Source organism: Methylobacterium sp. 092160098-2, assembly GCF_028920805.1.
Lineage (GTDB): Bacteria > Pseudomonadota > Alphaproteobacteria > Rhizobiales > Beijerinckiaceae > Methylobacterium > Methylobacterium fujisawaense.
Genome location: NZ_JAQPZJ010000001.1, coordinates 614,166 through 635,032 on the forward strand (window position 1 = coordinate 614,166; position 20,867 = coordinate 635,032).

Annotated in this window: 11 protein-coding genes; 7 read left to right on the forward strand and 4 right to left on the reverse strand. The window is 67.2% G+C overall.

The features are described 5' to 3' along the window. The first annotated feature begins 87 nt into the window (after positions 1-87). Positions 88-5,901, forward strand: coding sequence for a HAMP domain-containing protein (locus PQI07_RS02820; protein ID WP_274925983.1), 5,814 nt, complete (start codon positions 88-90; stop codon positions 5,899-5,901). Then, positions 5,898-7,970 carry a response regulator gene (locus PQI07_RS02825; RefSeq protein WP_274925984.1) on the forward strand — a complete coding sequence of 691 codons (2,073 nt, stop codon included), beginning with the start codon at positions 5,898-5,900 and terminating at the stop codon, positions 7,968-7,970. Before PQI07_RS02820 ends, PQI07_RS02825 begins: the two co-directional genes overlap by 4 nt. 240 nt (positions 7,971-8,210) lie before the next feature. On the opposite strand, the gene PQI07_RS02830 is transcribed toward PQI07_RS02825, so the two are convergent. Then, on the reverse strand, positions 8,211-10,865 hold the full coding sequence (locus tag PQI07_RS02830) for an MHYT domain-containing protein (RefSeq protein ID WP_274925985.1): 2,655 nt from the start codon (positions 10,863-10,865) through the stop codon (positions 8,211-8,213). A gap of 751 nt (positions 10,866-11,616) precedes the next feature. Here PQI07_RS02830 and PQI07_RS02835 point away from each other — a divergent pair. Together PQI07_RS02835 and fghA are read left to right on the forward strand one after the other, a co-directional pair. Next, positions 11,617-12,753 (forward strand): S-(hydroxymethyl)glutathione dehydrogenase/class III alcohol dehydrogenase, encoded by a 1,137-nt coding sequence (locus tag PQI07_RS02835; protein ID WP_043382090.1) that lies wholly within the window; start codon positions 11,617-11,619, stop codon positions 12,751-12,753. A gap of 134 nt (positions 12,754-12,887) precedes the next feature. Beyond that, entirely contained in the window at positions 12,888-13,721 is an 834-nt protein-coding gene (gene fghA, locus PQI07_RS02840) for an S-formylglutathione hydrolase (protein WP_043347027.1), read from the forward strand. 330 nt (positions 13,722-14,051) lie between these two features. On the opposite strand, the gene PQI07_RS02845 is transcribed toward fghA, so the two are convergent. From PQI07_RS02845 to PQI07_RS02855, 3 genes are read right to left on the reverse strand one after another with little or no spacing between them, the layout of a single operon-like run. Then, positions 14,052-14,264: a hypothetical protein gene (locus PQI07_RS02845; protein WP_274925986.1), complete on the reverse strand. Its 213-nt coding sequence runs from the start codon at positions 14,262-14,264 to the stop codon at positions 14,052-14,054. A gap of 44 nt (positions 14,265-14,308) precedes the next feature. Beyond that, on the reverse strand, positions 14,309-15,673 hold the full coding sequence (locus PQI07_RS02850) for an LLM class flavin-dependent oxidoreductase (RefSeq protein ID WP_274925987.1): 1,365 nt from the start codon (positions 15,671-15,673) through the stop codon (positions 14,309-14,311). Positions 15,674-15,686: 13 nt separating this feature from the next. Then, a complete protein-coding gene (locus PQI07_RS02855; RefSeq protein ID WP_043760626.1) occupies positions 15,687-16,907 on the reverse strand; it encodes an acyl-CoA dehydrogenase family protein in 1,221 nt (406 codons plus the stop codon). A 405-nt stretch (positions 16,908-17,312) separates the two neighbouring features. On the opposite strand from PQI07_RS02855, the gene PQI07_RS02860 reads away from it, so the two are divergent. The 3 genes from PQI07_RS02860 to PQI07_RS02870 are packed head-to-tail and all read left to right on the forward strand — an operon-like array spanning position 17,313 to position 20,702. Further along, positions 17,313-18,302, forward strand: a complete 990-nt coding sequence (locus PQI07_RS02860) for an ABC transporter substrate-binding protein (RefSeq protein ID WP_091955193.1) — start codon at positions 17,313-17,315, stop codon at positions 18,300-18,302. 4 nt (positions 18,303-18,306) lie between these two features. Next, a complete protein-coding gene (locus PQI07_RS02865; protein ID WP_043755204.1) occupies positions 18,307-19,350 on the forward strand; it encodes an LLM class flavin-dependent oxidoreductase in 1,044 nt (347 codons plus the stop codon). A 14-nt stretch (positions 19,351-19,364) separates the two neighbouring features. Continuing rightward, entirely contained in the window at positions 19,365-20,702 is a 1,338-nt protein-coding gene (locus PQI07_RS02870) for an LLM class flavin-dependent oxidoreductase (RefSeq protein WP_274925988.1), read from the forward strand. The last annotated feature ends 165 nt before the right edge of the window (positions 20,703-20,867 follow it).

A 20,867-nucleotide genomic window follows, 5' to 3' on the forward strand; every position in this document is an offset into this window, starting at 1 on the left:
CACTTCGTTGGTGGTCACTCGTAGTCGCTGACGATTCGGATGGCTGCCACGCTTAGCCATGCGCATCTACCCTGAGGTTGTTTCCGCATGACGCCGACTACGTCGCAGTTGGAGCCGAAGCTCCTCCTGAAGAGCCTCCGCGCCTTTCGGAAAGGTGACTTCTCGATCCGGCTGCCGCTGGATCTCACGGGCATCGATGGCGAGATCGCGGACGCGTTCAACGACATTCTCGAACTCAATCAGGGTCTCGTCCGGGAACTCGACCGGGTTGCTCGTGCCGTGGGCAAGGACGGGCGCATCGGCGAGCGTGGCAAGCTTCCGGCCGCGACCGGCGGATGGAACGACTGTGTCGACTCGGTCAACACGATGATCGGAGATCTCGTTCAACCGACCACCGAAGTGGCCCGCGTCATCGGGGCGGTCGCGAAAGGCGACCTCGGTCAGACCATGCAGATCGAGATCGAGGGCCGCCCGTTGAGGGGCGAGTTCCTCCGCATCGGCAAAGTGGTCAACACGATGGTCGACCAGCTGAACTCCTTTGCCTCGGAGGTGACCCGCGTGGCCCGGGAGGTTGGCTCGGAGGGCAAGCTCGGCGGACAGGCCAAGGTCAAGGGCGTCGGCGGAACCTGGAAGGACCTCACCGACAACGTGAACCTGATGGCGGCCAATCTGACAGGCCAAGTCCGCAATATCGCGGAGGTCACCACTGCCGTGGCCAATGGCGATCTGTCCAAGAAGATCACTGTCGATGTGAAAGGTGAGATCCTCGACCTGAAATCGACCATCAACACAATGGTCGATCAGCTCAATTCCTTCGCCTCGGAGGTCACGCGCGTTGCCAAGGAGGTGGGTTCGGAAGGCAAGCTTGGAGGCCAGGCTCAGGTCAAGGGCGTCGGTGGTGTCTGGAAGGACTTGACCGACAACGTCAACATGATGGCCGAGAATCTGACGGGCCAAGTACGTAACATCGCCGAAGTCACGACCGCGGTCGCGCGTGGCGACCTCTCCAAGAAGATCACCGTCGACGTCAAAGGCGAGATCCTGGCGCTGAAGCTGACCATCAACACGATGGTGGACCAGCTCAACTCCTTCGCCTCCGAGGTGACACGTGTCGCCCGCGAGGTCGGCACGGAGGGCAAGCTCGGCGGTCAGGCCCAGGTGGAAGGCGTCGGTGGGACCTGGAAGGACCTCACCGACAACGTGAACATGATGGCGGCCAACCTCACCGGCCAGGTGCGCAACATCGCCGACGTGACCACCGCGGTGGCCAACGGCGACCTGTCCAAGAAGATCACCGTGGACGTGCGCGGTGAGATCCTGGAGCTGAAGAACACCATCAACACGATGGTGGATCAGCTTAATTCCTTCGCCTCGGAGGTGACCCGCGTCGCGCGCGAGGTCGGCTCGGAGGGGAAGCTCGGCGGGCAGGCCCAAGTTCCTGGGGTCGCCGGCACCTGGGCCGATCTCACCGACAACGTGAACCTCATGGCCGCCAACCTTACCGGCCAGGTGCGCAACATCGCCGACGTGACCACCGCGGTGGCCAACGGCGACCTGTCCAAGAAGATCACCGTGGACGTGCGCGGCGAAATTCTGGAATTGAAGAACACCATCAACACGATGGTGGATCAGCTCAATTCCTTCGCCTCGGAGGTGACCCGCGTCGCCAAGGAGGTCGGCTCGGAGGGGAAGCTCGGCGGGCAGGCCCGCGTCGAAGGCGTGGCAGGAACCTGGGCCGATCTCACCGACAACGTCAACCTGATGGCCGCCAACCTGACCGGTCAGGTGCGCAACATCGCCGACGTGACCACCGCGGTGGCCAATGGCGACCTGTCCAAGAAGATCACCGTCGACGTGAAGGGCGAGATCCTGGAGCTGAAATCGACCATCAACACGATGGTGGACCAACTCAACTCCTTCGCCTCGGAGGTGACCCGCGTCGCCCGCGAAGTCGGCACGGAAGGCAAGCTCGGCGGGCAGGCGCAGGTCAAGGGCGTCGGCGGCGTGTGGAAAGGCCTGACCGACAACGTGAACATGATGGCGGCCAACCTGACGGGCCAGGTGCGCAACATCGCCGAGGTCACAACCGCGGTGGCCAACGGCGATCTCTCCAAGAAGATCACCGTGGCCGTCGAAGGCGAGATCCTGGAATTGAAGTCGACCATCAACACGATGGTGGATCAGCTCAACTCCTTCGCCTCGGAGGTGGTCCGCGTCGCCCGCGAGGTTGGCATCGAGGGCAAGCTCGGCGGACAGGCCCAAGTGCGCGGCGTCGGCGGAACCTGGAAGGATCTCACCGACAACGTCAACATGATGGCCGCGAACCTCACCGGTCAGGTGCGCAACATCGCCGACGTCACGACTGCGGTGGCCAACGGCGATCTGTCCAAGAAGATCACCGTCGACGTGAAGGGTGAGATCCTGGAGCTGAAATCGACCATCAACACGATGGTGGATCAGCTCAACTCCTTCGCCTCGGAGGTGACCCGCGTTGCCCGTGAGGTCGGCTCGGAGGGCAAGCTCGGCGGACAGGCACAGGTCCGCGGCGTCGGCGGAACCTGGAAGGACCTCACCGACAACGTGAACATGATGGCGGCCAACCTGACCGGTCAGGTCCGCGGCATCGCGGATGTCGTCACGGCGGTGGCCCAGGGCGACCTCACGCGGAAACTCTCGGTCGATGCCAAGGGCGAGATCGCCGCCCTGGCCGACACCGTCAACGAGATGATCGAGACGCTCGCCACCTTTGCCGACCAAGTCACCAACGTGGCCCGCGAGGTGGGCGTCGAAGGGAAGCTCGGCGGTCAGGCCCGGGTGCCGGGTGCCGCCGGGCTGTGGCGCGATCTCACCGACAACGTGAACCAGCTCGCGGCAAACCTGACGACCCAGGTGCGCGCCATCGCCGAAGTGGCGACGGCGGTGACGAAGGGCGACCTCGCACGCTCGATCTCGGTCGAGGCTTCCGGCGAAGTCGCCGCGTTGAAGGACAACATCAACGAGATGATCCGCAATCTGCGGGACACGACCCTCAAGAACGCCGAGCAGGACTGGCTGAAGACGAACCTCGCCAAGTTCACGCGCATGCTGCAGGGCGAGCGCGACCTCGCCACCGTCTCAAATCTGATCCTGTCCGAGATCGCGTCGCTCGTGAATGCCCAGCGCGGCGTGTTCTTCATGGTGGAGGACGATGGCGGAGAGCCGGTTCTGGATCTGATGGCGAGCTATGCCTTCACGGAGCGCAAGAACCTGTCGAACCGGTATCGCCTCCGTCAGGGTCTCGTGGGCCAATGCGCCTTCGAGAAAAAGCGCATCACCCTCACCAACGTGCCCGGCGACTACATCACCATCGGCTCGGCTCTCGGCGAGGCACCACCCCTCAACATCATCGTCCTGCCAGTCCTGTTCGAGCAGGAAGTTCGGGCAGTCATCGAGCTGGCGTCGTTCAACCGTTTCAGTGAGACCCATCAGTCCTTCCTTGACCAACTGACCGAATCCATCGGGATCGTGCTCAACACGATTGCCGCCAACATGCGGACCGAAGGTCTCCTCAAGCAGTCGCAGCTCCTGACCGGCGAATTGCAGAGCCGGCAAGAGGAGCTAAAGAAGACGAACGACCGCCTGGAACTTCAGGCGGCCTCCCTGCAGCAATCCGAGGATCTGCTGAAGAGCCAGCGCGAGCGCCTGCAGCAGACCAACGAGGAGCTGGAGGAGAAGGCGCGGCTGCTCGAAATCCAGAAGCGCGAGGTCGAGGGCAAGAACCGCGAGGTCTCCGTCGCCAAGACGGCGCTGGAGGAGAAGGCCGAGCAGCTGAGCCTGACCTCGCGCTACAAGTCACAGTTCCTGGCCAACATGAGCCACGAGCTGCGCACGCCGCTCAACAGCCTGTTGATCCTCTCGAAGCTTCTCTCCGAGAACCGCGACGGGAACCTGACAGACAAGCAGCGGGAGTTTGCCAAGACCATCAACGCAGCCGGGACCGACCTCCTGTCGCTCATCAACGACATCCTCGATCTCTCCAAGATCGAGTCCGGGACGGTGTCGCTCGAAGTCGGCGATGTCGCGCTGCAAGATCTCGTCGAGAACCTCGAAAGGACCTTCCGCCAGCTGGCCGAGGACCGCCACCTCGCCTTCGTGATCGATGTCGAGCCCGGCTTGCCGCGGTCGGTACGCACGGATTCCAAGCGCCTGCAGCAGGTTCTCCGAAACCTTCTCTCCAACGCCTTCAAGTTCACCGAGACGGGCAGTGTTTCGCTCAAGATCGGCTCGGCCGAGGGCTCGCCGCTGCGCGCCGGGAGCCAGTGGATGTCCCTCTCCGTAACCGATACCGGCATCGGCATCGCCGAGGATAAGCAGCGGATCATCTTCGAGGCGTTCCAGCAGGCCGACGGGACCACGAGCCGCAAGTATGGCGGCACCGGCCTCGGCCTCGCCATCAGCCGCGAGATCGCCCGCCTGCTGGGCGGCGAGATCGTGGTCGAGAGCCGCATCGGTTCGGGCAGCACCTTCACCCTGTTCCTGCCCTTCGAACCGCCCGTTCAGGCAGTCACGGGCCGCGCATGGGAGACGGCCGCGGGGACCGGACCTGCTGCGCTGACCGGCCGCCAGCCGAACGCCGCGATGGCCCTTTCGGCCGCCGCGGACGACCGCCATGCCATCCACCCGGGGGATCACATCGTGCTCATCGTCGAGGACGACGCGATGTTCGCCTCGGTGCTGCTGGAACTTGCGCGCGAACGCGGCTTCAAAGGCTTGATCGCGCAAGACGGTGCCGGCGCGCTGAGCCTCGCCCACCGCTTCAAGCCGCACGCCATCACCCTCGATATCGGCCTGCCCGACATGGACGGCTGGGCCCTGCTCGACCTCCTGAAGAACAACTCCCGCACCCGCCACATCCCGATCCACGTCATCTCCGTCAACGACGAGAAGAAGCGCGGCCTGCGCGCCGGCGCGTTCGGCTTTCTGGAGAAGCCCGTGGAGCGCGAGGGCCTGCTGCGGGCCCTGGAGCTCTCGAAGGATTTCATCACGCGGCCCGTCCGCAACCTTCTGCTCGTCGAGGACGACGAGAACCAGCGCGCCAGCATCACGGCGCTCCTGAGCGAGGAGGACGTCAAGATTTTCGGGGTCGGCACGGCGTCGGCCGCACTGGAAGCCCTGACCGGCGGCCGGTTCGACTGTGCGATCATCGATCTCGGCTTGCCCGATATCGGTGGTTCCGAGCTGATCGAGCAGATCCGCGCCTCGCAGGACGGGGAGGAACTGCCGATCATCGTCTATACCGGTCGGGCGCTCACGCCCGCCGAAGAGCAGCAGCTGAGGCAGACCGCCTCGACGATCATCATCAAGGACACGCGCTCGTCCGAGCGGCTTCTCGACGAGACCGCCCTGTTCCTGCATCGGGCCATCGCCAGCGCCCCGGCCGACGAGCAGGGTCCCGGCGATCGCAGTGACGGCGTGTCTCTCCAGGGCTGCCGGGTCATCCTGGTCGACGACGACCTGCGTAACATCTTCTCGCTCACGAGCGCCCTGGAGCAGCACGGGCTTGAGGTTCTGTTCGCGGAGAACGGGCATGACGGCATCGCGCTGCTCGAATCCCATCCGAACATCGACGCGATGTTGATCGACATCATGATGCCAGGAATGGACGGCTACGAGACGATGCGCGCGATCCGGGTCCAGGGCGCCTTCCGAAGCCTGCCGCTGATCGCCGTGACCGCGAAGGCCATGAAGGGCGACCGCGAGAAGTGCCTCGAGGCGGGCGCGTCGGATTACGTCTCGAAGCCGATCGACATGGACGAGCTGCTGGCCGTGCTGCGGGTGCAGTTGGCACGACGGGGCGAGATCGCCGACGGTGTAACGCCGCTGCGCGCGGGAGCGAGAGACTTCGAGCGGCAACCCCGATGAGCCGCCGACTGGATCCCCATCCGGCTGGTCCGGACGATACGGCGGGACAGCTCGGCTTACCCACCGAGCTGGCCCCGGTCCGAGCCAAGATCCTGATCGTCGATGACGACCAGCGTAATCTGCTTGCCGCCTCCGAGATTCTAGCCGATCCCGAGACCGACTTGATTCTAGCGAACTCGCCGGAGGAAGCCCTACGCCGGGCCCTCCGGGAGGACTTCGCCCTCATTCTGCTCGACGTACAGATGCCGCGCATGGACGGCTACGAGGTGGCCGCCCTCATCCGCAGCCGCTCGCGCACATCCCGTGTCCCGATCCTGTTCCTCACGGCCCACAACAAGGACGACATCCACATCTTCCGCGGTTACTCCGCAGGCGCGGTCGACTATGTGTTCAAGCCGATCCAGCCTTTGGTGCTGAAGTCGAAGGTCGATGTCTTCGTCGATCTTTACCGCAAGACCGAAGAGATCAAGCGCAACGCGACTGCCGAGAAGCGTCTGCTCCTGGAGAACCTTCGCGTACGCGGTGAGAAACTGGAAGCCGAGCAGGCGCTGCGCAGGCGGGAAGAGCATCAGGCCGCTGTCCTGCGCGGCCTTCCCATCGCCCTCTACACCTCACCGATCGGCGTCGCCGACCGACGCCTCTACTTCACCAACGACAGCATCGCGCGCATCACCGGCTTCTCGCGCGAGACCTTCGCCACCTCCGGCCTCTGGAGCTCCCGCCTCGAAGCAGACGACCGTGAGCGGGTGTCGGCGGCGCTTTGCGCGGTCCTCGAGACCGGCGAGGTGGCTCTGGAATATCGCTGGCGCAACGCGGATGGCATGGAGCGGCACATCCTCGACCAGATCGCGGTGAACCGTGATGAGAGCGGCACGGCGGTCGAACTCTTCGGGATGTGGTTCGACGTGACGGAGCGCAAGGAACTTGAGCTCAATTTGCAGCACGCTTCGAAGCTTGAGGCGGTGGGCCGCCTAACCGGCGGGATCGCGCATGATTTCAACAACATGTTGAGCATCGTCATTGGCAATCTCGACTTGGTCAAGGGCGCGTTGCTGGGCAATGAGAAGGCGCACCGCCGCATCGAGAGCGCCATCGAGGGGGCCCATCGCTGCGCCGAACTCACCAGCCGGCTGCTGGCCTTCTCGCGACGCTCCCCTCTCCAGCCGAAGGCGCTGACCTTCGCGAACTTCATTCCTGGCCTGATCAAGCTTCTGGAGCGCACGCTCGGCGAGCGGATCACGATCTCCGCGGATCTGGAGGCGGGACTGCCGGAAGTCTGTGTCGATCACGCTCAGTTCGAGGCCGCTCTCATCAACCTCGCGGTGAATGCCCGGGACGCGATGCCGGATGGAGGGACCTTGGACATCCGCATCAGGCGCCGCGACCCCACTGGGCCGGAGGGGGTCGAGGACGTGCGTTTCGTAGAGATCACGGTCGCCGACTCGGGCACGGGGATGTCACCTGATGTTCTGGCGCGCGTCTTCGAACCCTTCTTCACGACGAAGGAGGTCGGCAAAGGCACGGGCCTCGGTCTGAGCATGGTCTATGGCTTCGTGCAGCAGAGCGGCGGGACCATCGTTGTCGACAGCACGCCGCATCAAGGCACCCGTTTCGTCGTCACGATGCCCGTGCTCGCTGAAGGAAGTCCCAGATCGGAAGAATGCGCTGCGGGTGCGACGAACGAGCCGCCGAATCCGATGAATGGTGCGGGTAGGGCCGTGCTTGTCGTCGAGGACGACGCCGATGTTCGCTCGACCGTTGTCTCGACCCTCGAGGCCCTCGCGTTCGAGGTGCTCAGTGCGCATGATGCCAGCGAGGCTCTGCGCGTTCTGCGGAGGGAGGCGAATATCTGCCTCGTTTTCAGCGACGTGAACATGCCCGGCACGATGAACGGCATCGAGCTCGGACACATCATCCGGCAGCAATGGCCACACATGCAGATCCTGCTGGCCTCCGGTTACCTTCGGGAAGGTCAGGATGCCAATGACTTCCCCTTGCTGCAGAAACCATTCCGTGCGGACGACTTGATTGACAACCTGCGGGAGCTGCTTGGCAACGCGCGGGGGTGAAGCTTTCTCGATCGCGCCCGAGAGAATCGACAGCGGAACGCGTGCCGATCGCAGACAGGCGCGGCGATTTTGCCCGGCAGAGATCCCCGGGATCTGTGGAGATCCGCCGTCCCCGCGTATCGGCACAGGGCTGCCGGCGTTCGGGTTCCCGGTAAGACGGCCAGCGGTGCCCCAAGACGGTGCGTGCGAACGTCACCCGGGCGACGCCGGTTGTCGAGGGATGGACGCGCGGCCTGTCGATCAGCCGTCCGTCGCACGCACCGGGATGGACGGGTTCAGTCGGCCGAGCCGGCCGACTTCCGCGGCAACGTCCTGCAAGCTGGCGTCACCCTTGCGCAAGATCCGGTCGGCGGCAGACAGATCATGACGCTCTTCCTCCGAGACGTCGCGGGCACTCAGGACGACCACCGGAACTTCGTCGCCGCCTGGCATTGCCCGCAGGGCGCGCAGGAATGCGAAGCCGTCCATCACCGGCATGGTCAGGTCGAGGAGCACGAGCCCCGGGCGCGCCGCGCGCACGCTGGCCAGGGCCTCGGCCCCGTCGCCGGCCTCCCGAACCGCGAACCCCTGGCGCCCCAGCACGGTGCGGAGCCGGCGCCGCATCTCGGCGTCGTCATCCACCACCAGCACGTCGCCCGCGCCGGCGCCGATCCGGTCGAGCACCCCCTTCAGGCGGCTCCAGTCCACCGGCTTCGGAAGCGAACCGGCCGCCCCGAGCGCGGCCCCGAGTGCGGCATCGGCCACGAAGCTGACCATGATCACCGGGATGTCCCGGGTGGCCTCGTCGCGCTTCAGCGCGGCGAGCACGGCCCAGCCGTCCATCTCCGGCATCATCACGTCGAGCAGCACCGCGACGGGCTGCAACTGGCGTGCGAGTTCGAGACCCGACCGTCCGTCGACCGCAGCCTGGGCCGAAAAGCCCTGGCGGGCCAGGAAGCGGATCATCAGCTCGCGCTGGCTGGACTCGTCGTCGACGACCAGAACCAGACCGCGCGTGCCGTCCGCCGTGCCACCGTGAAGGGCCGGAGGATGCCCATCCGCGATCTCGGGCCCGGGCATGGTCGCCGGCAGTGTGAGGGTGAAGGTCGTGCCCCGACCTTCGGCGCTGTCCGCGGAGACGTCGCCGCCCATCAGATTGGCGAAGGCCTTGGTCAGGGCCAAGCCCAGTCCCGTGCCGCCGTACTTGCGCGTCGTCGATTCGTCGGCCTGCACGAACCTCTGGAACAGCCCGGCGAGCTGCTCGGGCGTCATGCCGATGCCGGTATCCGATACGGCGAAGGTCAGCCGGTCACCATGGGGTCCGGGCTCGCGCCGGACCCGCAACGTCACGGTCCCGCCCTCGGTGAACTTGGCGGCGTTGCCGAGCAGATTGAACAGGCACTGGCGCAGTTTCACCGCGTCGGTCTGTGCATGGCCGAGGTCCGGAGCAAGGTCGAGGACGAGGCGGTTGCCCTTCTTGGCCACGAGACCCTCGACGGTCGCGGCGGCGTCTCGCACGAACGCCTCGACGGCGACGTCCTCGGCCAGGACGTCCATCTTCTCGGCCTCGACCTTCGAGAGGTCGAGGACGTCGTTGATCAGCCCGAGAAGGTGCTGGGCGTTCGAGCGGATCTTTCCGAGATCGGCCTGGAACGTGTCCTGCCCGAGATCCTCCGCCTCCTCCTGAAGCATCTCGGCGTAGCCGATGACCGCCGAGAGCGGCGTGCGCAGCTCGTGGCTCATGTTGGCGAGGAACGCGCTCTTGGCGCGGTTGGCGGCTTCGGCCGCATCCCGGGCATCCCGCAAGGCGGCCTCGTGGGCGTGACGGGCGCTGACATCCGCGTGGACGCCGACCCATTCGCGGATCGCCCCGTCCGCATCCCGCACGGGCACGGCGCGCACCGCGTAGTGCCGCCAGCTGCCATCCGATGCGCGGACGCGGTGTTCCACGGCGTAGGCGCCGCCCGTCCGGGACGCCTCCTGCCAGATCCGGTTCGTCTCGGGGAAATCCTCCGGGTGGATCGCTTTCGCCCAGCCGCGACCGCGATACTCAGCGAAGGTATGGCCCGTGATCTGCTCCCAGCCCGGCTGCTCCTCGATGAAGTCGCCGGCAGCGTTCGTCGTCCACATCACGCCATCGACGGCCCGGACCGCGGAGCGGAAGCGCGCTTCGCTGACGTGTAGGCGCCGCTGGGTGCGCCGCTGGTCGAACGAACCCGCCATCATCGCCAGGAACAGGACGACGAAGGTGATACCGGCCACCGCCAGGGCGAGATCCTGCTGGCCGGTGGACAGGATGGCCGCGTGGGCCGGGTGAGCACCCGCCTCCTCGGCTGTGAAGGTCGCGGCGGCCATGCCGGTGTAGTGCATGCCGGCGACCGCCAGCCCCATGACGCCGGCGGCCATGAGCCTCTGCCAGGGGCGGTTGCGACGGAAGGTGAGCCACAGGGCGGCGGTCGATGCGGTGACGGCGATGGCGACCGACACGGCGACGATGCGCGGGTCGTAGGCCAGGTTCCCAGGGACCCGCATCGCGGCCATGCCGGTATAGTGCATGGCCGCCACGCCGAGGCCCATCGCCGAGCCCGCGACGAGCAGCGGCGCGGTGGCGATGCCTTCCCGCGCCACCCAGGCAAAGGCCGCGGCCGTGCTGCCCACAGCGATCAACAGCGACAGGACGGTCGTGCCGAGGTCGTACCGCGCCGGCATGCCCATCTCGAAGGCAAGCATCCCGACGAAATGCATGGCCCAGATGCCACCGCCCATGGCGAACGCGGCGGCTGCGGCCCAGGCCCAGCGCGGACCGGAATCGGGCTGGCGGATGCGCGCTCCGAGGTCGAGCGCCGCATAGGATGCGAACACCGCGATCACGATGGAGAGCGCCACAAGGGCCGGGCTGTAGCCGGTATGGATCATACGAGGATCGATCAGGGAGAGGTCGGGCGTCGGGCGCTCGGGAGGGCGGACGAATCTGCGGGCGGCGACGGAGCGTGTCCACTCACCGATGCGTTTGGCTTCGGTATCCGCCCGCGCGGGACGCCGATAGCGTGGCATTGTCGCGCGACGACCGCGGTGAAGAGGTCGGCTCAGGCCTCCCGCCAGCCCGAATCCCATTCCGTGGATGAGAGATCGGGGTCGGCTCACGTGGCTTTCGATCACGCTGCGGACAGTGGCTCAGGCATGTAGCTGGGCCCGCCCACGCTGGCGGACCGTGACGGGCACCGCTCATGCACCGACGCGGACAGGAGATTCACGCGGCGCGTGACGCGTGCGACTCCGGGCGACGGTCGTGCCCATATCGTCCCAGGGCAGGATCGCCGATCAGCGCGCGTCCGGATCCCGTCAGCACCGTGGGCATGGCCGAGCGGAGTCGGGGACAGCCACGGGTCGATTTCGGCCAAGCCGTGTGGTCCCGTCGGCGACGGACCTGGTGCAACCGTCGCAGTCGGCGCACGCCATGCAGGATCCAGATGCGACCCATTCCCCGGATCTGCCGGAACCGGGACGCCAGGGTCAAAATGCGGACGCAGACGTTGCATCCGAGCGCCAGAAGCATCACACACGCACCAGATTTCCGGACCGTTCGGTGCGCCGCCCATGAGCGAGGCGCACCGAAGAGTCGGCAGTTCGGCGCCGTCCGTGATCGTCCAGACAACAGGAACTTGTGATGAAGACGCGCGCGGCTGTCGCGTGGGAGGCCAAGAAGCCTCTCACGATCGAGACCATCGACATCGAGGGGCCCAAGGCCGGCGAGGTTCTCGTCGAACTGATGGCCACCGGGATCTGCCACACCGACGCCTACACGCTGTCGGGCCTCGATTCCGAGGGCAAGTTCCCGGCGATCCTCGGCCATGAGGGCGCGGGCATCGTCCGCGAGGTCGGCGCCGGCGTCACCACGCTGAAGCCCGGCGACCATGTCATCCCGCTCTACACGCCGGAATGCCGCAACTGTAAGTCCTGCCTGTCCCAGCGCACCAACCTGTGCACCGCGATCCGGGCGACCCAGGGCCAGGGCGTGATGCCGGACGGCACGAGCCGCTTCTCCTGCGTCTCCACCGGCGGCAGCCCGGGCGGTTCGAGCACCGTGTTCCACTACATGGGCTGCTCGACCTTCTCGAACTTCACGGTCCTGCCCGCCATCGCGCTGGCCAAGATTCGCGAAGACGCCCCCTTCGACAAGATCTGCTACATCGGCTGCGGCGTGACCACCGGGATCGGCGCAGTGATCTACACCGCCAAGGTCTGGCCGGGCGCCAACGTGGTTGTGTTCGGTCTCGGCGGCATCGGCCTCAACGTGCTCCAGGCCGCCCGGATGGTCGGTGCCGACAAGATCATCGGCGTCGACATCAACCCGGAGAAGCAGGCCATGGCCCGCAAATTCGGCATGACGGACTTCATCAATCCGAACGAGGTCGGCACCGACAAGGTGGTTCAGGCCATCGTCGATCTCACCGGCGGCGGCGCCGATTTCTCCTTCGACTGCACCGGCAACGTCCACGTGATGCGCCAGGCCCTCGAGTGCTGCCATCGCGGCTGGGGCGAGTCGATCGTCATCGGCGTGGCGGAAGCCGGCCGCGAGATCTCGACCCGTCCGTTCCAGCTCGTCACCGGCCGCGTCTGGAAGGGTTCGGCGTTCGGCGGCGCGCGCGGACGCACGGACGTGCCGAAGATCGTCGACTGGTACATGGAGGGTAAGATCAACATCGACGATCTGATCACCCACACCATGCCGCTGGAGGAGATCAATCACGGCTTCGACCTCATGCACGAGGGCAAGTCGATCCGCTCCGTGGTCGTCTACTAAGGAAGACAGATCCGGGGCTCCCCCGCCTGCGAGGTCGGGGAGCCCCACGCACGCCCCCGCATTCCCGGAGCCCCGGTGCCCGCGATCCGGCCCCCGAGCGGGGCTCTCGGCGCCCGAGCAGGAGATCACAGCTGATGGAAACCGTCTCGAAGGCCCGCGCCCACGGCGGCACGCAGGGCGTCTACAAGCACGACGCGCAGACCACCGGATGCCCGATGACCTTCGCGGTGTTCGTGCCGCCCCAGGCCGAGAAGGGACCAGTCCCGGTGCTGTGGTACCTGTCCGGGCTGACCTGCACGCACGCCAACGTCATGGACAAGGGTGAGTATCGCAAGGCGGCAGCCGATCATGGTGTGATCGTCGTGGCTCCGGATACCAGCCCGCGCGGCCCCGGGATCCCGGACGAAGAGGGCAACTGGCAGTTCGGCTCCGGTGCCGGTTTCTACCTGGACGCCACCGAGGCGCCCTATGCGAAGAACTACAAGATGTGGAGCTACGTGACTGAGGAGTTGCCGGCCCTGATCGCGCGGGAATTCCCCGCCGATCTGTCGCGCCAGGGCATCTTCGGCCATTCCATGGGCGGCCACGGGGCGCTCACCATCGCGCTGACCTACCCGGAGCGCTTCAAGTCCTGCTCCGCATTCGCGCCGATCGCACAGCCGTCCACGGCCGGCTGGTCGAAGCCTGCCTTCGAGAAGTACCTCGGGTCCGACCCGGCCGCCTGGCGCGCCCACGACGCCACCGCGCTGATCGAGGACGGCAAGCGCTTCCCCGAGATCCTGGTGGATCAGGGCACCGCCGACAGCTTCCTTCAGGACGGTCTGCGCCCCTGGCTGCTTGAGGAGGCCTGCAAGAAGGCCGGCATCGCGCTGACGCTGAACATGCGCGAGGGCTACGACCACTCCTACTTCTTCATCTCGACCTTCATGGCCGACCACATCGCCTGGGCTGCCGCGCGCCTGAAGTAAGTTTGTCAGCACCCTCGGCGCAGTCGGGAAGCGATGCTTCCCGACCTCGGGTGGAAGACACCGTCCTGGGCGCCCGCGGAGGCTCGATCCCCCCGCTTTCGGGAAGCCCAGGCGGTTTTCCGCATGCCCGACATGGATCGGTTGGAACTCGTCCGCTTGTGCAGCGCGCCCTCTGCAAGGCGGACGTTTGACTTCCGGCCAGACCAACGCACGCCGGATCGCCGAAGCCCGCAAGACCGGGCATCCGGATTTGCGCTCCATTCGGCTGAACGGCGAGGGGCAGAAACGTCCCCCGAAGCCGGCACGGTTCCGGGGCGAGATCGATCCGCTTCACGTCCCGGACCGGAACCAGGCCGACCGACTGGCGCGACGTCTGTCAGGACAGGATCCCGGCGGCGCGCCCGGACATCTCGGGACCTCGTCGTTGCGAACCCAACGGTCGCCCTGATCAATCGGGTGTCCGGCCACCAAACCGGCAACGGCGGCGACACCGCCTTCCAGAAAGCGCCGCCGGGCAGGGATATCGGTGTCGTCGTCGGTCATGGCCGTGCGATCCGAAGTCGAAGGCGCTTGCGGCCGGGGCACAGTCATGCCGCTCCCCGGTCGGACGCGGCGTGCGGCGTGGAGAACCGGTCGGCAGGACGCGGCAGGCCGAGATTCTCCCGCAGGGTCGTCCCCTCGTATGCCTCCCGGAACAGGCCCCTTCGGCGCAGTTCGGGGATCACCAGGGAAACGAAATCGTCGAGGCCTCCGGGCAGGGTCGGCGGCATGATGTTGAAGCCATCCGCGCCATAAGCCTCGAAGCGCTCCTGCAGGGCGTCCGCGATCTGCGTCGGCGTGCCGACGATCGTCCAATGTCCACGGGCGCTGGCGGCCCGCAGGTACAATGCGCGGATCGTCAGCCCTTCGCGGCGGGCGAGACGGAGGAAGAGATCCTGACGGCTCTTGCCGCCGTCGGTCTCCGGAAGATCCGGCACGAGGGCATCGTCCGGGTAGGCCGAGAGATCGGCGCCGATGAGCTGCTGCAAGAGCGCGCGGCCGACCACCGGATGAATCAGCTCCTGCAGGGACGCGAATTTGTCCTGCGCCTCGGCCTCCGTCCGGCCCACGACGGGGAAGGCGCCCGGCATGATCTTGAGGTGGTCGGGGTTGCGGCCGTGGCGTGCCATCCGATGCTTCACGTCGCCGTAGAAATCCACCGCGTCCTCCAGGGTCTGCTGGGCGGTGAAGATCACTTCGGCGGTGCGGGCGGCGAGGGCTTTGCCCGCCTCCGAAGAGCCGGCCTGAACCACCACGGGATGCCCCTGCGGCGGCCGGGGGACGTTGAGCGGCCCCCTCACCGAGAAATGCGCGCCCGCGTGCGCGAGCAGGCCGAGCTTGTCCGGATCGAAGAAGCGCCCGGTCTCGCGGTCGCGCACGAAGGCGTCGTCCGCGTAGGAATCCCAGAGGCCGCGGACGACGTCCACGAATTCCTCCGCTCGGGCGTAGCGGTTGGCGTGGGCGAGATGGCTCTCACGGCTGAAGTTCCAGGCCTCGCGCGGATCGGCGGAGGTGACGAGGTTCCAGCCCGCCCGGCCGCCGCTCAGGTGATCGAGCGAGGCAAACTTCCGCGCGACATGGAACGGCTCGTTGTAGGTCGTGGAGGCGGTCGCCACGAGCCCGATGCGCTCGGTGACCGCCGACAGGTGGGACAGCAGCGTCAGGGGCTCGAACTGGCCGACATAGCGGATCGCCGTGCGGCTCAGGGCGTCAAGATCGTCCCCGCGAATGCTGACGCCGTCCGCGAGGAAGAGCAGATCGAACTTCGCGGCCTCCGCGATCCGGGCGATCTGCCGGTAATGGGCGGCGTTGATCCCGGCATCGGCCTGGGACGACGGATGCCGCCACGCGGCGACGTGGTGGCCGCCGGGATACAGGAACGCGCCCAGGCGCATGCGGTCGCGGCGTGCCATGCCCGTCGCCCCCTCACGCCGAGCCGACCCGGTATTGCCGGGGCGGCGCCTCCCCGGAAATCGCGAAGGCGCCGACGGAGCGGTCCCGGTAGATCCGCGGGTTGTGGGAGGCGATGGTGCGGGCGTTGCGCCAGTAACGGTCGAGCCCGTTCCCGACCTTCACCGCCGAGGCGCCCAGCGCGTCGAACAGGCTCGTCGTCGCACTCAAGATCAGGTCGGTCACCACGCTGACCGCTTGGTTGACCTCGACATCGGCGAGCGTCGCCTGACGCTCCACGTCCGGCGATCCGGCCCGGTGCGCGTCGTGGACCCTCTGGAGGGCCTCCGCGACCTTCAGGACGATCGCGCCCGCCGCGTAGGCGTTGGCACGCACGCGCCCCACCACCGCCTGGATCTGCGGGTCGTCAGCCGTCCGCCCGGCATTGCCGTGGCTGTAGACGCGGGTCCGCTCGGCCACGAGCCGTGCCACGTCGTCCGCCGCCGCCCGGCCGATCCCGGCGAGCGTCGCGAGATGAACCAGCTGGAAGAACGCCATCGCATAGGGGAAACGGGCCGGATCAGGCTTGATCAGGTCGGGGGCGAGCACCACGCCTTCGAAGGTCGCGGTGCCGCTGGCTGTGAGCGACTGCCCGAACCCGTCCCAATCGTCGACGATGGTCACCCCCGGCGCGCGCACTGGCACCGCCGCCGTCACCGGGCTGCCCGCCTCGTCATCCGCCGAGAGGTGGATGTAGTCCGCGAACAGCGAGCCGGTCGTGTAGAACTTCCGGCCGTCGACCACACGGGCACCGTCACGCCGGCGCACCACCGTGTCGAATGCGCCGACCTTGGCGGGGCCCGTCTCCGAGACGCCGCTGCCGATCGTCTCGCCCGCGCCGATCCGGCCGATCCAGGCCGCGCGCCATTCGGGCGAGGACGAGCAGAGCGCATCCTCGGTGAAGCCGAAATGCGCCCGCAGCGCATTGGTGACGTTGGAATCCGCGCTCGACAGCTCGATCAGCAGAGCGAACAGTTCCGACAGGCTGGCGCCATGGCCGCCCTCGGACGGCGCCAGGCGCAGCGTGGTGAAGTTGGCCTCCCGCAGCCAGCCGATCTCGGCATGGGGCAGTCGGCGGGTCCGATCCCGCTCGACCGCCGTGGCGCGGATCTCGGCAAAGACCGGCCGAAACCGGTCCGCGAGGTCCTCGTAGCGCCCGCTCGGCCCCGCACCCCAGCCCGCTTCCGTCTGAGACATGAACACGACTTCCCGATTCCGGCCGACGGCCCGACAGCGATGCCCCTGGAATCGGTGAGTTGTTCCCGGATCTCAAGCCGAATGGTCTTGCACTATCCGTTTTTGGAAACTCGGTCTTGCAAGGAAGACGCTTCGGAGATTTTCATTTTCTTCAACGTCCCAGAGAGAAAAGGCTGCCTCTTCGGGTCCATGATTCGTAGGTGATCCGACAAATATCGATCATCGGCGCCGAATTCCGAACTGTAGGGCGTCGACAGTGAAAGAATACTTTTCCGAGCGCCCGTCGAGGAACGGTCTGCCATGCTGCAACGGCAAATCGAAAACACGTTTCATTGATCCGGCGCCCCCGGGCGGCTTTCAATACGGGGCCGCCCTCTTCTTTCCCTGCCGCGTTGCGAGCCTTCGATGACCGACGAGACCCTCTGGCGGATCGCGCCCTCCCGCCGCTCGCTCCTGCGCACCGGACTCGGCGGCGCGGCCGCCGTCGCGCTCGGTGCCCCTGCCGTGCACGCGGCGCCGCGCGATGTGAAGATCAGCATGCAGCGCTCGTCGGTGCTGTTCACCGTGCTCAAGGTGAAGGGCACGCTGGCCGAGCGGCTCGCTCCGCTGGGCTTCACGCCGACCTGGCACCTGTTCACCAGCGTGATCGAGCCGATGAATGCCGGCGCGGTCGATATCCATGCCGACGTGGCCGATGCGGTGCCGATCTTCACCCAATCGGCCAAGGCGCCCCTCACCTTCTACGCCCGGGAGCGGGGGGCGCCTTCGGCCGAGGCGATCATCGTGCCGGATGAGTCGCCGATCCGCACCATCGCCGATCTGAAGGGCAAGACGGTCGGCGTCTCGCGCGGCTCGGGCAGCCATTACGTGCTCGCCGCCGCGCTGAAGCGCGACGGCCTCACGCTCGGCGATATCACGCCCGCCTATCTTCAGGCGCCGGAAGGGGCCGTGGCCTTCGAGCAGGGCCGCCTCGATGCATGGTCGATCTGGGATCCGTTCCTGGCCTTCGCGGCGGCGAAGCGCCCGGTGCGGGTCATCGCCGACGGCAGCGGGCTCACGAGCTATCACCGGTACTACCTCGTCAACGATAGCTTCGCCGCCGCGCAACCGGAGGTGGTGGCGACTGTCTACCGCGCGCTCGCCGAGGCCGGCGCGTGGATGAAGGCGAACCCGGTGGAGGCCGTGGCGCTGCTGGCTCCGATCTGGGGCGACCTGCCGCCCGCCGTCGTGGCCGCCGCCAACAGCCGCCGCACCTATGCCGTCGAGCCGGTGGAGCGGGCGCAGCTCGGCGAGCAGCAGGCCATCGCCGACGTGTTCTACGAGGCGAAACTCATCCCCCGCCGGATCGACGCCACCGCCGTGCCGATCTTCGCGATTCCTCCCGGCCGGGGCTGACGCCATGACGGGTTCACCCCGGTTCGGCATCTGGGCCGCCGTCCACGGCTCCCGCGCCGCCCACCACGATCCCGACGAGCCGGACGATGCCAGCTGGGAGCGCAATCGGGCCCTGGTGCTGGAGGCGGAGGCGCTGGGCTTCGACGCGGTGCTGGTCGCACAGCACACGATGAACCCCTACGATCCGCAGCGCGATCAGCTGGAGGCCTGGACAGGAGCGGCGGCGCTGGCGGCCCTGACCCGGCGCATCGAGATCATCGCGGCGATCAAGCCCGGGCTTTACCACCCCGTGGTGCTCGCCAAGATGGCGCTGCAGATCGAGCATATCAGCGGCGGCCGCTTCGCCCTGAACCTCGTGAATGCCTGGAACAAGGCCGAGTTCGAGCGAGCCGGGCTGCCCTTCCCGGCCCATGACGAGCGCTACGCCTACGGCCGCGAGTGGATCGGCCTCGTGGACCGGCTGATGCGCGGCGAGCGCGTGACCGTCCAGGGCCAGCACTTCCAAGTGGAGGAGTACCAGCTCCGCCCGGCCGGGACCTTCCGGGCGCGGCCGAGGATCTATCTCGGCGGCGAATCCGAGCCCGCCCGGGCGCTTGCCGCCGACCATGCCGATGTCTGGTTCATCAACGGCCAGCCGCTCGCGGAGGTCGTGGCGCTGATCGAAGTCGTCGCCCGCCGCCCTGCCCCCAATGGCCCCCTGCGCTACGGCCTCTCGGCCTTCGTGATCGCCCGCGAGACCGATGCGGAGGCGCAGGCCGAGCAGGACCGTCTCCTCGACCTCGCCCAGCGCGACGCGGCCCTGCGCGCCGACACCCGGGCCCGCACCGATGCCGCGAGCGTCATGTTCGCCAAGACCGATGCGGCCGCCTCCCGGCATGTCGGCACCAATGGCGGCACCGCCGCCGGGCTGGTGGGCAGCTACCAGACTGTGGCCCGCCGTCTCCGCGACTTCCACGCTGCCGGCATCGACCTGTTCATGCTGCAGTTCCAGCCCTTCGAGGCCGAGATGCGCCGCTTCGCCGCGCAGATCCTGCCGCGCGTCCGCTGATCCGGAGAGAGTCGATGAGCGGCCGTCAATTGCACCTCAACGTCAATGTGCTGCATGCTGGCGTCTACCCCTCCGCGTGGCGGCTGCCGCAGAGCCAGCCGGATGCCTTCCTCGACCTCGACCACTTCGTGCGCGTCGCCCGCATCGCGGAGCGGGGCAAGCTCGACGCGGTCTTTCTGGCGGACACGCCCGCCATCAACGACCGGATCGACCACCGGCCCTTCAACGCCCTGGAGCCGACCGTCTTGCTCGCCGCGCTGGCCACCGCGACGCGCCATGTCGGCCTCGTGGCCACCGCCTCGACGACCTACAACGAGCCGTTCAACCTTGCCCGCCGCTTCGCAAGCCTGGACCTCGTCAGCCGGGGCCGGGCGGGCTGGAACGTGGTGACGACGGCCGATGCCGCCGCCGGACGCAATTTCGGCTTCGCCGGCGCTTCGGAGCACGGGGCACGCTACGCCCGGGCGCGAGAATTCACCGATCTCGTCCACGCTCTGTGGGACAGCTGGGAGGACGATGCGTTCGTCGGCGACAAGGCGAGCGGCCGGTTCATCGACACGGCGAAGGTCCATGCCGTCGAGCACCGCGGCGCGCATTACACCGTTGCCGGGCCGCTGACGGTGCCGCGGAGCGCGCAGGGTCGCCCGGTGACCTTTCAGGCCGGCGGATCGGAAGACGGGCGCGAACTCGCCGCCGCCACCGCGGACGCGGTGTTCTCCCTGGCGCAGACCGTTGAGGACGGCATCGCCTACGCCCGGGACCTGCGGGCGCGGGCCGCGCGATACGGACGCCGACCGGACGCGCTCGTTATCCTGCCGGGCCTCGCCACGGTGATCGGCGCGACGGAGGCCGAGGCACGCCGCCGCCAGGACGAACTCTGGGACCTCGTGCCGGTGGAATACAGTCTCGCTCGTCTTGCCGGGACGTTGCGCCTCGACCCGTCACGGCTCGAGCTCGACAAGCCCCTGCCGGAACCGCTCTCCCTGCCGCCCGACGCCAACCACACGATGTTCCTCGGCACGCTCGCCCTCGCGCGCCGGGACCGGCTGACGGTCCGCCAACTCCTGCGGGCGCTGGGCGGCGGCGTCGGCCACCGCATCGTCGTGGGCACGCCGGAGGCGATCGCCGACGACATCGAGGCCTGGTTCCGCGCGGGCGCGGCAGACGGCTTCAACCTGATGCCTGACGTGCTGCCGGATGGTCTGGAGACTTTCGTGGACGCGGTCGTCCCGATCCTCCAACGGCGCGGCCTGTTCCGCCGCGACTATACCGGCGCGACCCTGCGCGACCATCTCGGCCTGCCACGGCCGGCGAGCCGCTTCGCCGCCACGTACGCCGCGGCTTCGGCATGATCAAGTGCAGCAGCATCAGGCTGAGAGAATTCCGCTCTCGATCTTCCCGACGACACGAGAAGCAAGACCTACCAACATGCGAAAGTTCGACAGTCGATACTCTTGATGCCGCGGAGCACTGAGCGATAAGAATATAAGCATTATCGTTCAAGAATTTTCTTCGAG

What these genes read in the sequence shown, in the direction of transcription:
- PQI07_RS02820 (WP_274925983.1), top strand. Translation starts at nt 88, where the DNA reads ATGACGCCGACTACGTCGCAGTTGGAGCCGAAGCTCCTCCTGAAGAGC.
- PQI07_RS02825 (WP_274925984.1), top strand. Translation starts at nt 5,898, where the DNA reads ATGAGCCGCCGACTGGATCCCCATCCGGCTGGTCCGGACGATACGGCG.
- PQI07_RS02830 (WP_274925985.1), bottom strand. Translation starts at nt 10,865, where the DNA reads ATGATCCATACCGGCTACAGCCCGGCCCTTGTGGCGCTCTCCATCGTG.
- PQI07_RS02835 (WP_043382090.1), top strand. Translation starts at nt 11,617, where the DNA reads ATGAAGACGCGCGCGGCTGTCGCGTGGGAGGCCAAGAAGCCTCTCACG.
- fghA (WP_043347027.1), top strand. Translation starts at nt 12,888, where the DNA reads ATGGAAACCGTCTCGAAGGCCCGCGCCCACGGCGGCACGCAGGGCGTC.
- PQI07_RS02845 (WP_274925986.1), bottom strand. Translation starts at nt 14,264, where the DNA reads ATGACCGACGACGACACCGATATCCCTGCCCGGCGGCGCTTTCTGGAA.
- PQI07_RS02850 (WP_274925987.1), bottom strand. Translation starts at nt 15,673, where the DNA reads ATGGCACGCCGCGACCGCATGCGCCTGGGCGCGTTCCTGTATCCCGGC.
- PQI07_RS02855 (WP_043760626.1), bottom strand. Translation starts at nt 16,907, where the DNA reads ATGTCTCAGACGGAAGCGGGCTGGGGTGCGGGGCCGAGCGGGCGCTAC.
- PQI07_RS02860 (WP_091955193.1), top strand. Translation starts at nt 17,313, where the DNA reads ATGACCGACGAGACCCTCTGGCGGATCGCGCCCTCCCGCCGCTCGCTC.
- PQI07_RS02865 (WP_043755204.1), top strand. Translation starts at nt 18,307, where the DNA reads ATGACGGGTTCACCCCGGTTCGGCATCTGGGCCGCCGTCCACGGCTCC.
- PQI07_RS02870 (WP_274925988.1), top strand. Translation starts at nt 19,365, where the DNA reads ATGAGCGGCCGTCAATTGCACCTCAACGTCAATGTGCTGCATGCTGGC.